Source organism: Rhodoferax sp. LS1P39, assembly GCF_056521425.1.
Genome location: NZ_JBWMAV010000003.1, coordinates 169,761 through 182,709 on the forward strand (window position 1 = coordinate 169,761; position 12,949 = coordinate 182,709).

Here is a 12,949-nt window from a genome sequence, read left to right on the forward strand (position 1 = left end):
TTGAAAGGACAAGCGATGAAACATGCATTGAGATCTAAACAGCGCGGCCTGTCGTTCTTCGGCGTCGTCTTTCTGGGCGTGCTGATCTTCTCGGTGTTCGTGATCGGTGCCAAGGTGGTGCCCACGGTGATCGAGCACCAGGCGATTCTGAAAGCGTTGGAGAAATCCAAGTCGGGTAACACCGTGCCCGAAGTGCGGTCCATCTTTGACAAAGCCGCCACCATCGACGACATCTCGTCCGTGTCTGGCAAGGATTTGAATGTGACCAAAAACGGCGACAAGGTCGTGGTGTCCGTCGCCTACAACAAAGAAATTGAGCTGGTAGGCCCGGCCTATTTGCTCATCAAGTACACCGGAACCAGCAAATAGCGTGAACGATGGCCTTCTAGCGCTGCAGCAACGGCTGCAGCATGTTTTTTCCGATAGCAAATTGCTGGTGCGTGCCACCACCCACCGCAGCTTCTCAAGCGACCACAACGAACGGCTTGAATTCCTGGGCGATTCGGTCCTGAACCTGTCGGTGGCGGGCCTGCTCTACACCCGCCTCAAAGACCTGCCTGAGGGAGATTTGTCCCGCGTGCGGGCCAATATGGTCAAGCAAGACACCTTGCACCAACTGGCTGTGGTGCTGGATTTGCCCAGCGTGCTGCGCCTGGGCGAGGGCGAGGCCCGCTCGGGCGGCCAAAAGCGCCCGTCCATCCTGGCCGATGCCCTGGAAGCCGTGATTGGCGCGGTCTACCTGGATGCCGGTTACGTGGCCGCTGAAGCACTGGTGCACCGCCTGTTCAAAGAGGTGGAAATCAACCCCCAGATGCAGGCTATCGGCAAAGACCCGAAGACCGAGTTGCAGGAGTGGCTGCAGGGTCGCAAAATGAAAGTACCCGCTTACCGCGTGGTCAGCACCTTGGGGGCTGCCCATCGGCAAACCTTCGATGTGGAATGTGAAATTGTTGAGCTCGGCCTGGCCGAGCGCGGCATTGGTGGCTCGCGCCGCGCTGGTGAACAGGCGGCGGCGGCGGCCATGCTGGTCCAACTTCAATCCAAAGCCGTCACCGTGAAAGCACCAAAATGACCGCAACCCAAGATACCACCCCCGAATCCAATGACCTGCCCGAAGATGCCATGTCTTCACTGGAAGGCATGCTGGCCGGGCTGAAACGCGTGGCCCCTGGCGGCGACGCCACGGGCCAGCGCTGCGGCCTGGTGGCCATCGTCGGCAAGCCCAACGTGGGCAAATCCACCTTGCTCAACGCCGTGGTGGGGCAAAAGATCAGCATCACCTCGCGCAAGGCGCAAACCACGCGCCACCGCATCACCGGCATCCGCACCCGCGAGAACACCCAGTTTGTGTTTGTCGACACCCCGGGTTTCCAGACCCACCACAACAACGCGCTGAACCGTTCGCTGAATAAAACCGTGCTGGGCGCGGTGGGCGATGTGGACCTGATTTTGTTTGTGGTGGAAGCCGGTAGCTTCACCCTGGCCGATGCCAAGGTGCTGTCGCTGCTCAAGCAAGACATTCCCGTGCTGCTGATCGCCAACAAGCTGGACAACGTGCACCGCCGGGCCGAAATCGCCCCCTGGCTGCAAACCATGCAAGAGCGCCACGCCTTTGCCGAATTTGTGCCCATGTCGGCCAAGAACGCCAAGGACATCGAGCGCCTGTTCGCCATCTGCGCCAAATACCTGCCCGAGCAGGGCTGGTGGTACGCCGAGGACGAGCTCACCGACCGCAGCGAAAAGTTCCAGGCGGCAGAGACCGTGCGCGAAAAGTTGTTCCGCCTGACCGGCGACGAGCTGCCCTACACCTCCACCGTCATCATCGACAAGTTCGAAGAAGAGCCGCCCGCCCGCAAAGGCCAGAAGCGCCTGCTGAAAATCGCCGCCACCATCGTGGTCGAGCGCGATGGCCACAAAGCCATGGTGATCGGCGACAAGGGCGAGCGCATCAAGCGTATCGGCATGGAAACCCGCGTCGAGCTCGAAAAGCTCATGGATGCCAAGGTGTTTATCGAAGTCTGGGTCAAGGTCCGCTCTGGCTGGGCGGATGACGAGGCCCGCGTGCGCTCTTTCGGCTACGGCGACTGACCCAGCACACCCCAGGCTGCCGATAGGCCTTGGCGTGCATTTCTGTCTACCATGGCCACCAAACGCACCCTGGATGAACCCGCCTATGTGCTGCACCGCTACGACTGGAGCGAGTCCAGCCTGATCCTGGAGGTGTTCACCCGCCACCAGGGCCGTATGGCCATCGTGGCCAAGGGCGTGAAAAAGCCCACCTCCAACTTCCGCCCCATCCTGCTGCCCCTGCAGCCCCTGCGGCTGTCGTTTGGCGGCGATGCCGAGATCCGTACCCTCAAGGCCGCCGAGTGGGTGGGCGGCCATGTGATGCCCACTGGCGATGCGCTGCTGTCGGGCTACTACCTCAACGAACTGCTGATGCGCCTGCTGGCCCGCGACGATCCGCACGCCGTGCTGTTCGATGCCTACGCCATTGCGGTGCAGGTGCTGGCTTCCGAGCACGGCGAGGCGCTGCAGCCCGCGCTACGGGCCTTCGAGCTGCTGCTGCTGCGCGAAATCGGCCTGCTGCCCTCGCTGGACGCGCAAACCATGACCCTGGAGCCGCTGGTCCCCGCAGGCCGCTACAGCCTGGTGGCCGAAGGCGGCCTGCGCCAAAGCCAGGCCGACGACCGTGCCAGCCTCAGCGGCGCGCAGTGGCTGGTGCTGCAGCAGTCGTTGCAAATCGGCGCACCATTCACCGCTACCTTGCGCGCCTGCGCCGAGGTGTTGAATGGCCTGAAGCCCCAATTGCGGGCGGTGCTGCACTACCATTGCGGCATGGCAACGCTGCATACCCGGCAATTGATGATGGACCTCCAAGCCCTATGAGCAATTCTTCTACACGCACTGCGCTTTCCGTCAACGTCAACAAGGTCGCCCTGGTGCGCAACACCCGCCACCTGGGCATCCCCAGCGTCGCCCGCGCGGCCACGCTGTGCCTGCAGGCGGGGGCGCAGGGCATCACCGTGCATCCCCGCCCCGACGCGCGGCATATCCGCCCGGAAGACGTGACCGAGCTGTCGGCGCTGCTCAAGGCCTGGCCCGACCGCGAATTCAACATCGAAGGCAACCCGTTCCAAAACCTGATGGACTTCGTACGCCAGTGCCGTCCGCAGCAGTGCACCTTTGTACCCGACGGCGAAGACCAGTTCACCAGCGATCACGGCTGGAACCTGGCCCAGGACGGCGAGCGCCTGCGCCCGTTGATAGCCGAGGCCCAAAGTTTGGGCGTGCGCGTCAGCCTGTTCATAGACCCCGTGCCCGCCGCCATGGCGCAGGCCAAAGCCGTGGGTGCCGACCGCGTCGAGCTCTACACCGAAACCTTTGCCAGCGCCTTTGGTCAGCCGAATTTTCAAGAGGTTTTTGAGCGGTTCGTGCTCACGGGACGGGCGGCAGCAGCTATCAATCTAGGAGTCAATGCTGGCCACGACCTGAACCGCGACAACCTCACCACCTTCCTGCGTGGCTGCCCCATGGTGCAAGAAGTGTCCATCGGCCACGCCTTGGTGGCCGACGCGCTGGAGCTGGGCTACGCTGCTACCGTGCAAGACTACCTGCGCTGCATTGACGCAGCCTTTGCCTGACAAGGAGTACCTGCGATGGGCTTACCGCTTAAAAACCTCAGCTTGCCGGATTTTGTGGCCTGGGAAAACGCCCAGCCTACGCGCAACGAGTTCTACCGGGGCGAAGTCTTCGCCATGGTCGGGCCGCGCCGGGTGCATGGTGAGGTGGTTGGGAATGTGTTTGCGGCCCTCAAGCGCCATCTCCATGGCTCACCGTGCCGCGTGTACAGCGAGAGCATGAAGCTCCAGGTGGCCGACGACGCGCTGTTCTACCCAGATGTATTCGTCACCTGCGATGCGCAAGACCTGCGCACGGACCGCATCTTCCGCGCGCCCACACTGGTGCTGGAGGTCTTGTCGTCCACCACCGCCGGGTTTGACCGGGGCCTGAAGTTCGCCACCTACCGGCGCATCCCGTCCCTGCAAGAGTATTTGCTGATCGACCCGGTCGAGCGCAGCGTGGAGCTGTTCCGGCGCAATGCCCAGGGTCTGTTTGAACTGCACGACATGACGGCAGCGCCCAGCCTGGTGCTGGCCAGTGTGGGGTTGGAAATGTCCATCGCCGATGTGTTTGAAGGTGTAGAGCCCGGCGACACCACGGACGACACCCCGCAACCATGATCTACGGCATCGGCACCGACATCTGCGACGTGCGCCGCATCCGCGCCAGCCTGGAGCGGCACGGCGACCGGTTTGCGGAAAAAGTGCTCAGCAATGCCGAGCTGGCGGTGTGGCGCAGGCGCAGCGAGCGCAACGTCGAGCGCGGTGTGCGTTATCTGGCCACCCGCTTCAGCGCCAAGGAGTCCTTCAGCAAGGCCATCGGCATGGGGATGCGCATGCCCATGACCTGGCGGCTGTGCGAAATCGGTAACCTGCCCAGCGGCCAGCCGGTGGTCGTGCTGCACGGCGTGCTGAAAACCTGGTTCGAGGAGCGCCATCTGAGCGCCCATGTGACGGTAACCGACGAGACCGACTACGCCGCCAGTTTTGTGGTGGTGGAGCAGCCGCCTGCCTGAAACCTATTTAAAACCCATTTGCTATAGTGTTGATAGCTGCTACCGCCCATTGAATAAGCGCTGGAGCCTTGTTTTTTATAAAGTATTGCCATGTCCCAACACGCACCTCTCATCATCGACATTGCGGGCACCAGCCTGACCAAAACCGACCGCCAGCGCCTGCAGCATCCGCTGGTCGGCGGCCTGATTTTGTTTGCCCGCAACTGGCAAGACCGGGCGCAGCTCACCGCCCTGTGCCGCGCCATCAAGAAGGCCCGCCCCGACGTGCTGATTTGCGTGGACCACGAGGGGGGCCGGGTGCAGCGCTTCAAGACCGACGGCTTCACCCACCTGCCGCCCATGCATGTGCTGGGCGAGCTGTGGATGCGGGATGCGCTACAGGCCACCAACATCGCCACCGCCTGCGGCTACGTGCTGGCCTCTGAACTGCGCGCCTGCGGGGTGGACTTTAGCTTCACGCCGGTGCTGGACCTGGACTTTGGCGAAAGTAGCGTCATCGGCAACCGCGCCTTCCACCGCGACCCGCGCGTGGTCAGCATGCTGGCCAAGAGCCTCATGCACGGCCTGCTGCAGGCGGGCATGGGCAACTGCGGCAAGCATTTCCCCGGCCACGGCTTCGTCACCGCCGACTCGCACACCGCCATCCCGGTGGACAAGCGCGGCCTGAAAGCCATCCTGGCCGACGATGCTGCGCCCTACGGCTGGCTCAACACGTCCCTTGCCAGCGTGATGCCCGCCCACGTGATCTACCCCAAGGTGGACAAGCGCCCAGCCGGGTTTTCTGCCAAGTGGCTGCAAGAGATTCTGCGGGGCAAGCTGGACTTCCAGGGGGCGATTTTCAGCGACGACCTGAGCATGGCCGGGGCCCGCAAGATCGACGGACAGGATGTCACCTACACCGAGGCCACCATGGCGGCCCTGCAAGCCGGTTGCGACTTGGTGCTGCTGTGCAACCAGAGCCTGGGCCTTAGTCAGGAAGTGGATGCCTTGCTGAACGGCCTGGCCGAGGCCCAGCTCAAAGGCCAGTGGCACCCCGATGAAGCCAGCGAAGCCCGCCGCCAGGCCCTGTTGCCCGTAGGCCCCGCGCCCGAATGGGATGCTTTGATGACCCAGCCCGCCTACATGCAGGCGCTGTGGCTGGTGCCTTAACCGGTACTACTGTTTTTATAGCTGCCAGCGCTTATTCAATAAGCGCTGGCAGCCTAAAAAGCATAAAAATTACTCTTTACGCAGGGCCGGGAACAAAATCACATCCCGGATGCTGGCGCTGTCGGTCAGCAGCATCATCAGGCGGTCAATGCCGATGCCGCAGCCGCCGGTGGGGGGCATGCCGTATTCCAGCGCGCGCACGAAATCAAAGTCGAAGTGCATGGCTTCGTCGTCGCCGCTGTCCTTGGCGTTCACCTGGGCCTGGAAGCGGGCGGCCTGGTCTTCGGCATCGTTCAGCTCGCTGAAGCCGTTGCCGAACTCGCGGCCGGTGATGTAGAGCTCGAAGCGCTCGGTCACCTCGGGGCGGTCGTCGTTGGCGCGGGCCAGGGGCGAGATCTCGGTGGGGTGCTCCATGATGAAGGTCGGGTTCCAGAGCTTGTCTTCCACGGTTTCCTCAAAGTACAGCACCTGCAGGCTGGCCAGGGTGCGGCCTGCGAGCTTGTTCTTGGCCTCAGTCAGGCCCAGCTTTTTCACCGCGTTGGTCAGCCAATTGGCGTCGAACACGTTGTCACCGGCTTCGGTGTACTTCTGGATGGCTTGCACGATGGTCAGGCGCTCGAAGGGCTGGCCCAGATCCACCGGCTTGCCCGCGTAGGTCAGCTGCAGCGAGCCGCAAGCGCGCTGGGCGGCATCGCGGATCAGCTTTTCGGTGTAGTCCATCAGGTCCTGGTAGTTCCAGTAGGCCGCGTAGAACTCCATCATGGTGAACTCGGGGTTGTGGCGCACCGAGATGCCTTCGTTGCGGTAGCTGCGGTTGATTTCGAACACGCGCTCGAAGCCGCCGACGATCAGGCGCTTGAGGTAGAGCTCGGGCGCGATGCGCAGAAACATCTCCTGGTCCAGCGCGTTGTGGTGCGTCTTGAACGGCTTGGCGTTGGCACCGCCGGGGATAGGGTGCAGCATGGGCGTTTCGACCTCCAGGAAGTCGTGGGCCACCATGAACTCGCGTAGGGCGCTGACGGCCTTGCTGCGGGCCATGAAACGCTGGCGGGCTTCCACGTCGGTCATCAGATCGACGTAGCGCTGGCGGTACTTGGTTTCCTGGTCGGCCATGCCGTGGAACTTGTCGGGCATGGGGCGCAGACTCTTGGTGAGCAGGCGGATGCTGGTGGCGTGCAGCGAGAGTTCACCGGTACGGGTTTTGAAGACGGTGCCCTCGGCCGCCACGATGTCGCCCAGGTCCCAGTGTTTGAAGCTGGCGTACAGCTCCGCGCCCACGTCTTCGCCCTTGATGTAGATCTGGATGCGGCCGCCGGTGTCGCCAAACGACGCGTCTTGCAAGGTGCAAAAGCTGGCCTTGCCCATCACGCGCTTGAGCATCATGCGGCCTGCGACCTTGGCCGTCGCACCCAGGGCGGCGAGTTCTTCGGTGGACTGGCCGTTGAAGCGTTCAAACAGGCTGGCGGCGTGGTCGCTGGGTTTGAAGTCGTTGGGGAATGCGACACCCTTGCCCTCGGCTTGCTGCTGGCGGATGGCTTTGAGCTTCTCGCGGCGCTCCAGAATCAGCTGGTTTTCGTCTTGGACGGGTGCGAGGGGGAGGGTGTTTTCAGACATGGGCAATACGTTAGGGATAGAGGGCGAATTTCGCCAAGCCCATGATTTTAAAACGCTATCAGTGGGTAATGCCGTCGCGGCGCAGTACCTTGAAAAAGGTCAGCACCAGAATCCGCAGATCCAGCCCCAGCGAGCGGTGTTGCAGGTAGTAGGCATCGAGCGCCACCTTGGCCGGAATCGGCAATTCATCCCGCCCGTGGATCTGCGCCCAGCCCGTCAGCCCCGGCACCAGGGTGTGCACGCCCTGGGCGGTGCGCAGGGCCACCAGGTCGTGCTGGTTAAACAACGCAGGACGCGGCCCCACAAAGCCCATGTCGCCCTTCAAAATGCTCCACAGCTGGGGCAGCTCGTCCAGGCTGCTTTTGCGCAAAAAGCTGCCGATGGGGGTCAGGTATTTATCGGGATCTGCTAGCAAATGCGTAGCTACTGCGGGCGTACCAATCAGCATGGAGCGGAACTTTGGCATGGAGAAAATGCGGTTGTTTTTACCCACCCGGTCGGACCAGTACAGCACCGGGCCGGGCGAGGTCAGGCGCACCGCCAGCGCCACCAGCAGCAAGGGCAGGGCCAGCACCAGCAGGGCCAGCAGGGCCAGCACCAGGTCGATCAGCCGCTTCACGGCCGGTAGTCCACCAGCGCCCGGCGCAGGCCTTCATCGACGGTGACCGGCGGGGTCCAGTCCAGCAGCGTGCGCGCCTTGCGGCTGTCCACCTGTAAATTGCCGCACAGGCGCTGCGCCGTGGCCTGGCGGCCCAGTATCGAGGCTCCGGCCAGCAGCATCCAGCCAGGTACGGGCAGCAACACGACCGAGCGGTCCATGGCCAGGGCGATACGCTGGACCAGTTGCGTGGTGGACAGGTCTTCGCCGTCACTCACCATGAAGGTCTGGTGGGCGGCTGCCGGGCGGGTCAGGCAGGTGGTGATGAGGTCCACCAGGTTGTCCACAGCGAGCAGGCTGCGCTGGTTGTCGATGTAGCCCAGCGGGAGCGGAATGCCACTGGCCACGGCACGCGCCAAGGCGGCAAAGTTCGCCCCGACGCCGTGGCCATAGACCAGCGGGGGGCGCAGAATGGTGAGCGCCAGGCCGCTGTCGCGGGCCACGCTGTGCAAAGCCTGCTCGGTCTCTAGCTTGCTGATGCTGTAGCCGTCCTGGGGCGCGCACGGGCTGGTTTCGCAAAAGGGTTGGTCGGCCAGCGTCGATTCACCGTTGACCTTGATGGAGCTGAGGAAAATCAGACGTTGAACCCCTGCCTGCGCAGCCATCTGCGCCAGGCGCTTGCTGCCCACCACATTGACCTGCCGGAATGCCTGCAAGGGATCACTGGCCTGCTCGTGCATCACATGCACCCGCGCCGCCAGATGGACCACCGCGTCCATGCCCTCCAACGCCGCCTGCCAATCGGTATCGGCGTCCAGATCGCCGACCTGCACGTGCGCCACCCCGGCGGGCAGGCGCGCCACCGATGACGGGCGCACCGCTGCCCGCACCTTGAATTGCCGCAGCGTCTGCAAATGCGCAAGCAGGGCCCGCCCCACGAAGCCGGTGGCTCCTGTAACCAGTACTTTCACGGGCGAACGTACTCCCATAATTTGAACGGATATTTAGACAAAATCTTGAACCAGTTGGTGGCAATGCCGTTGTCTCGGCACGCACGCATGACTTCACGGTTGAGAAGTACCGTGCTGCGCCAGCCTTTGGTACTGATGCCGCCTGTCTGCATGTGCACCAGCACTTCGGGCAGATGCTGATAGCGTAGCGTTTTGTTTTGAAAAACCCGCGCCACCCACTCAAAATCGCCTGCGATTCGAAAGTTTATTTTGAAGGGGCCGGTTTTTTCGAAGACGCTGCGCCGCACAAACAGGGCCGGGTGCGCAGGCATCCAGCCCCAGCTGATACGGCTGGGCCTGAAACGGTCTGAGCGGTAACGCCGGACGAGCTGGTCAGGATTCGCCATCCGAAAAAAGGCCACATCCCCATACACCATGTCCAGCGGCGCATCTGCAAACATCTGGTGCACCTTGGCCAGCACGCCGGGGTAGGCGTAGTGGTCATCGGCATTAAGAAAACCTACGATGTCGCCCGTGGCAGCGGCAATTCCCTTGTTCATCGCGTCGTAGATGCCATGGTCGGGTTCAGACACCAGCTTTTGCACATGCTGGCCGTGGCGATGTACCTCTGCCAGCGTGCCGTCCCGCGAGCCGCCGTCGATCACGATGTGTTCGATGTCGGCATGCAGTTGGGCGGCTACGGACTGCAAGGTGCGCGCGATGGTCGTAGCGCTGTTGTAGGCGACTGTGATGACGCTGATTTTCATGGTGTCGCCCCAGCGCTTAGCGGGCCAGGGTGGCACGGTAAATGTCTACGGTTTGTTCCGCGCACCGATGCCATGAGTACTGCATGCGGCGTACTTTGCCGCGCTGGACCAGGTCTGCGATGACCGCGCTGCTGCCCAGCACGTTTTCCAGTGTGGTCTGCACCGAGTCCACACTGCCGGGGTCAAAGTAGGCCGCTGCATCGCCCACCACTTCCGGTATGGAGCTGGTGTTGCTGCAGGCCACCGGGCAATCCATGGACATGGCCTCCAGCGGCGGAATACCAAAACCCTCGTACAACGACGGATAGACGAACAAGGCCGCATGGCGGTAACACGATGCCAGCACGGCATCCGAACCCCCCATTTGCCGGACGCGCCCGGAGGCCGGGCTGCTGGCAATCAGCGCCTGCTCAGCGGGGGTAAAAGCCCCGCCGCCAAAGCACAGCAAGGCAAAATTTTGGTGCAGCCACGCCGAGTTGCTGTAGGCCTGCAACAGCCCCGTAAAGTTTTTATAGCCCGCACGGTGCCCGACAAAAAGGATGTAGGGGAGGTCAGAACCCAGCGCCCGCGCTCGAAAAGAGTTTGCGGGCTCATCGGTCAGTAAATTGCCGAGGGCATCAAAGCCGAGATGGGTGATGAATACCTTCTCTGGCTGCACCGTGTCGTAGTGTTCGAGAAGGTCTTTGCGGGTATTGTCAGAGATGCAGATGATGGCATCTGCCGCCTTGACGGCACGCTGCTTCCAGCGCGCAATCGGGTCGCGGCTTGCGTACTGCTGGGGGAATTTCTCATGGATCATGTCGTAGACCGTGAGGATGTTTTTGGCAGGCCCTGGAAGGTGGCAGAAAGGGTAGTAGTAAGTCCTGTGCAGAATGTCGGAGGGGCTGCACCGTTGGCCCAGTGCCGTTCCGATCAAGCTGGCAATACGCATGCCCGGGCTGGGCTTGCGGGCATGCGGCGCACGTTTACCGCGCACCAAGGCTTTGGGCAAAGCATCCAGGTATTCATTGCAATGGTAGGGGGCCCATATCTGCGGCTGGATTCCGGCCATGGCAACCATCTCCTTCGCCAAGCTCGCAAAGTAGCGTGAAATGCCGCCCACGGCTTGCGAGCAGAAGATTTGGGAGTCGAAATTTACGCGCATGGAGATACGGTCCAAGATTTCTATGGGGTGCAAGCGCTAGGGTTACAAACGGCGATTGGCGACGCTACTTCGCGTGCAGGACCGATACCATGGTTTGAAATGCCGCCCCGTAGGCTGCCGAGGTATATCCTTGCGCCAGCCCCAAAGAGACCTTTTGGCCATACTCCAGTTTCGCGTTGTCCCAATTCGAAACTTGGTGCAGGGCTTGGGCCAGAGAGACTCCAGACATGGTGTGAAAAATCAGCCCGTTGATACCTGAGCGCACCAAGTCTGCTGAAGCTCCAACCTCCGGTGATGTAATTAGCAAACAGCCACTGGCAGCGGCTTCGCACACCACCGTTCCCCAGTGATCCTCGCGGCTGGGCAGAACCAAGCAACGGGCTTCCTGCATGCGCTGCGCCGTGTTTCTGGCCTGAGAGAACCCTTCAAATTCGATACCATCGCCTTGGCATTGCTCTTTCATGGGGCCGCTGCCGAGTATGCGCAAGGTCCATTGACCCCCAGACTTCCGGTAAATACGGAACGCCTCTAGCAAGATATCAACGCCTTTGCGGGGAATTAGTTGCCCGACGAACAGGAACTCTCTGGGCCGCTCTAAAACGGATGGACCCGGTGCATAAATGTTTTCGTAGGCACCGTAGTACCCCGTAAAAATCCGATCGGCAGGCATTCCCAAAAAGCGCATAAGGCGAGAGGCAGAATGTCCCGGTACCAGTGCTGCATCGAAATGGCGGCGTAGCCACAGGCGAAACCATAAGGCACCTAGCTTTTGGCGCAGATTTGCTTTGTAGCTGTTGTCCACTGCTACCACGACCTTGGCCCCACGTTGGCGCATCCAGCGGTCAAACCGCAGCCAACCCTTGTGTGACCATCCGGTGTGGATGATGAAGTTGCAGTCTGCAAATTCTTCTCGTCGCTCCCATATCTCGTCCGGGTTTTCAAGCCACTGGATACGGTGACCAAGCAGTTTCTCCAATCCTTCAAACGGCACCGCAGGCCGGGTCCCCAGCAGCGTGAGACGGTCGCCAAAGATGTCAGCCACCTGTTTGGTCATGAGGCCGCACGGCGGAAAGCCCTCCCAAAAGATCAATGGTCTGATATCGCTGCACTTGTTGGGGGCGGAGAGCGAGTTCACTGTGTGTAACCCAAGGTCTTTCGGAAATAAGCGATGGTCTCCTTCAGGCCGTCTTCGAGATTCACCGTGGGCTCCCAGTTCAAATGCTGCTTGGCTGCCGATATGTCCGGTTGCCGTTGGCGGGGATCATCTTGCGGCAGTGGAAGGAATACCAGTTTGGAGCTGCCACCCACCAAGTGGATGATTTTTTCAGCCAGTTCCAGCATCGTGTATTCACCGGGATTGCCCAGGTTGATCGGACCGGTAAAGCCTGCGGGCGTATCCATCATGCGGATGAAACCTTCCACCATATCGTCTACATAGCAAAAGCTGCGGGTTTGGGTGCCATTGCCGTACATCGTGATGTCGTCGCCCCGCAAGGCCTGAACGATGAAATTGCTGACTACGCGCCCATCGTTAGGGTGCATACGTGGACCGTAGGTATTGAAAATACGGACCACCTTGATGTCCAAATTGTGCTGGCGGTGGTAATCGAAAAACAGGGTCTCTGCACACCGCTTGCCCTCGTCGTAGCAGGATCGCGGTCCTATCGGGTTGACGCGGCCCCAGTAGGATTCAGGCTGCGGATGCACTTCTGGATCGCCATACACCTCACTTGTGGAGGCCTGAAAAATGCGTGCCTTAACCCGCTTTGCCAGCCCTAACATGTTGATCGCCCCATGAACGGATGTTTTGGTCGTTTGCACCGGGTCGAATTGGTAGTGCACGGGGCTCGCCGGACAGGCCAGATTAAATATCTGGTCAACTTCCACATACAGGGGGAAGGTGACGTCATGGCGCATGAGTTCAAAGTTGGGTCTATTTAGAAGGTGTGTGATATTTTGTTTTGCGCCGGTAAAGAAATTATCTACGCATAAAACATCAGCGCCTGTATTGACCAGGCGTTCGCATAAATGGCTGCCAATAAAACCGGAGCCACCTGTGATAAGAATTCTATTCATTATTTAATATAT

General features: G+C 61.1%; 15 protein-coding genes. 8 read left to right on the top strand and 7 right to left on the bottom strand.

The window, feature by feature from the left end; genetic code table 11:
- Nucleotides 1–15 precede the first annotated feature (15 nt).
- The 8 genes from AC097O_RS07715 to nagZ all read left to right on the top strand — a co-directional run bounded on the left by AC097O_RS07715 (nucleotide 16) and on the right by nagZ (nucleotide 5,788).
- Nucleotides 16–369, top strand: coding sequence for a DUF4845 domain-containing protein (locus tag AC097O_RS07715; protein WP_479592242.1), 354 nt, complete (start codon nucleotides 16–18; stop codon nucleotides 367–369).
- A gap of 1 nt (nucleotide 370) precedes the next feature.
- Complete coding sequence (rnc, locus tag AC097O_RS07720) at nucleotides 371–1,072, top strand: ribonuclease III (protein WP_479592243.1); 702 nt, start codon at nucleotides 371–373, stop codon at nucleotides 1,070–1,072.
- 68 nt (nucleotides 1,073–1,140) lie between these two features.
- Nucleotides 1,141–2,088 carry a GTPase Era gene (gene era / locus AC097O_RS07725; RefSeq protein WP_479592395.1) on the top strand — a complete coding sequence of 316 codons (948 nt, stop codon included), beginning with the start codon at nucleotides 1,141–1,143 and terminating at the stop codon, nucleotides 2,086–2,088.
- A gap of 51 nt (nucleotides 2,089–2,139) precedes the next feature.
- Nucleotides 2,140–2,889 carry a DNA repair protein RecO gene (gene recO, locus AC097O_RS07730; RefSeq protein ID WP_479592244.1) on the top strand — a complete coding sequence of 250 codons (750 nt, stop codon included), beginning with the start codon at nucleotides 2,140–2,142 and terminating at the stop codon, nucleotides 2,887–2,889.
- Nucleotides 2,886–3,644 carry a pyridoxine 5'-phosphate synthase gene (locus tag AC097O_RS07735; protein WP_479592245.1) on the top strand — a complete coding sequence of 253 codons (759 nt, stop codon included), beginning with the start codon at nucleotides 2,886–2,888 and terminating at the stop codon, nucleotides 3,642–3,644. The genes recO and AC097O_RS07735 overlap by 4 nt, the downstream gene beginning before the upstream one ends.
- Before the next feature lie 15 nt (nucleotides 3,645–3,659).
- Nucleotides 3,660–4,244, top strand: a complete 585-nt coding sequence (locus AC097O_RS07740; RefSeq protein ID WP_479592246.1) for a Uma2 family endonuclease — start codon at nucleotides 3,660–3,662, stop codon at nucleotides 4,242–4,244.
- Nucleotides 4,241–4,639, top strand: a complete 399-nt coding sequence (gene acpS / locus AC097O_RS07745; RefSeq protein WP_479589568.1) for a holo-ACP synthase — start codon at nucleotides 4,241–4,243, stop codon at nucleotides 4,637–4,639. Before AC097O_RS07740 ends, acpS begins: the two co-directional genes overlap by 4 nt.
- Before the next feature lie 90 nt (nucleotides 4,640–4,729).
- Nucleotides 4,730–5,788 (top strand): beta-N-acetylhexosaminidase, encoded by a 1,059-nt coding sequence (gene nagZ, locus AC097O_RS07750; protein WP_479592247.1) that lies wholly within the window; start codon nucleotides 4,730–4,732, stop codon nucleotides 5,786–5,788.
- A gap of 69 nt (nucleotides 5,789–5,857) precedes the next feature.
- On the opposite strand, the gene lysS is transcribed toward nagZ, so the two are convergent.
- From lysS to AC097O_RS07785, 7 genes are all read right to left on the bottom strand, one after another.
- Nucleotides 5,858–7,402, bottom strand: a complete 1,545-nt coding sequence (lysS, locus tag AC097O_RS07755; RefSeq protein WP_479592248.1) for a lysine--tRNA ligase — start codon at nucleotides 7,400–7,402, stop codon at nucleotides 5,858–5,860.
- Between the two features lie 58 nt (nucleotides 7,403–7,460).
- Nucleotides 7,461–8,021 (bottom strand): sugar transferase, encoded by a 561-nt coding sequence (locus tag AC097O_RS07760; protein WP_479592249.1) that lies wholly within the window; start codon nucleotides 8,019–8,021, stop codon nucleotides 7,461–7,463.
- Entirely contained in the window at nucleotides 8,018–8,971 is a 954-nt protein-coding gene (locus AC097O_RS07765; protein ID WP_479592250.1) for a UDP-glucose 4-epimerase family protein, read from the bottom strand. Before AC097O_RS07765 ends, AC097O_RS07760 begins: the two co-directional genes overlap by 4 nt.
- Nucleotides 8,968–9,717 carry a glycosyltransferase family 2 protein gene (locus AC097O_RS07770; protein ID WP_479592251.1) on the bottom strand — a complete coding sequence of 250 codons (750 nt, stop codon included), beginning with the start codon at nucleotides 9,715–9,717 and terminating at the stop codon, nucleotides 8,968–8,970. Before AC097O_RS07770 ends, AC097O_RS07765 begins: the two co-directional genes overlap by 4 nt.
- 16 nt (nucleotides 9,718–9,733) lie before the next feature.
- A complete protein-coding gene (locus tag AC097O_RS07775) occupies nucleotides 9,734–10,861 on the bottom strand; it encodes a glycosyltransferase family 4 protein (protein ID WP_479592252.1) in 1,128 nt (375 codons plus the stop codon).
- 64 nt (nucleotides 10,862–10,925) lie between these two features.
- Nucleotides 10,926–11,996 (bottom strand): glycosyltransferase family 4 protein, encoded by a 1,071-nt coding sequence (locus AC097O_RS07780; RefSeq protein WP_479592253.1) that lies wholly within the window; start codon nucleotides 11,994–11,996, stop codon nucleotides 10,926–10,928.
- Nucleotides 11,993–12,937 carry a UDP-glucuronic acid decarboxylase family protein gene (locus AC097O_RS07785; protein WP_479592254.1) on the bottom strand — a complete coding sequence of 315 codons (945 nt, stop codon included), beginning with the start codon at nucleotides 12,935–12,937 and terminating at the stop codon, nucleotides 11,993–11,995. The genes AC097O_RS07780 and AC097O_RS07785 overlap by 4 nt, the downstream gene beginning before the upstream one ends.
- Between the last annotated feature and the right edge of the window lie 12 nt (nucleotides 12,938–12,949).